1 protein-coding gene is annotated in these 1,113 nt (G+C 65.9%); it reads right to left on the bottom strand.

Going from position 1 to position 1,113, the window contains the following annotated elements; genetic code table 11:
- On the bottom strand, positions 1–1,113 hold a 1,113-nt coding region (locus AC0B9F_RS38400; protein WP_472010471.1), incomplete at both ends, for an excinuclease ABC subunit UvrA.

A 1,113-nucleotide genomic window follows, 5' to 3' on the forward strand; every position in this document is an offset into this window, starting at 1 on the left:
CCCGCTCCCGGTCCGAGGTCGATGACGTGGTCGGCCTGGGCGACGACGCGCATGTCGAGTTCGACCATGACGACGGTGTTGTCGGCGTCGACGAGCCCCTGCGCGTGAGCGAGCAGTCTGTCGCTGTCGGACGGGTGGAGCCCAGCAGTGGGCTCGTCGAGGATGTAGAGCGTGTCGCCGCGTTGAGCACGCTGGAGTTCGGATGCCAGCTTGACACGCTGAGCTTCGCCGCCGGACAGCTCGGTGGCGGGTTGTCCGAGTCGCAGGTAACCCAACCCGACCTCGCGTAGGACGGTGAGCGAGCGAAGAACGTCGTTCTCACTGGTGAAGAAGGCGTGGGCTTCGTCGATGCTCATCGCGAGAACGTCGGCGATGTTGCGGTCCCGCCAGGTGATTTCGAGTGTGCTCTGCGTGTAACGAGTGCCGTTGCAGTCCGGGCACGGACTGTAGACGCTGGGCAGGAAAAGCAGCTCGACCATCACGAAGCCTTCACCTTCGCAGGTCGGACAGCGGCCACCGGCGACATTGAAGGAGAACCGCCCCGGTTTGTAGTTCCGTTTCTTGGCCGCAGGTGTTGCGGCGAACAGCTTGCGGATGTGGTCGAACATGCCGGTGTAGGTTGCAACATTGGATCGGGGTGTGCGCCCGATAGGGCGCTGATCGATGGCGACCACCCGACGGAGCCCTCCCAAGGTGCCCTCGATGCGGCCGCGGACCGCGCCCTGATCTCCGGTGAGCAGCAGATCGGTGTCGTCGCGCGGTTCGACGTTGGCATCGGGCGCGGCGGGCCGGCCCAGTTCAGCGTTGATCAACGCTGGTAGAGCCTGGCTGACGAGGCTCGATTTCCCCGAACCGGAGACTCCGGTGACCGCGGTCAAGACCCCGAGAGGGAAAGACACGGTGAGGTCGCGGAGACTGTTGCGCTCGACGCCTTCGACGCGAAGCCACCCGCGGGGGGTACGCCGCTGGCGGCGCACCTGCTCCGACGTGTCGAAGAGATAGCGTGCGGGGACCGAGTCCGGTACGTCGGCCAGCCCGGCGGGTGTTGCACTGTAGAGCACGCGTCCACCGTTCTCGCCGGCACCGGGACCGATATCGACCAGCCAGTCCGCT

The sequence above is a fragment of the Streptomyces sp. NPDC097129 genome (genome assembly GCF_055668065.1).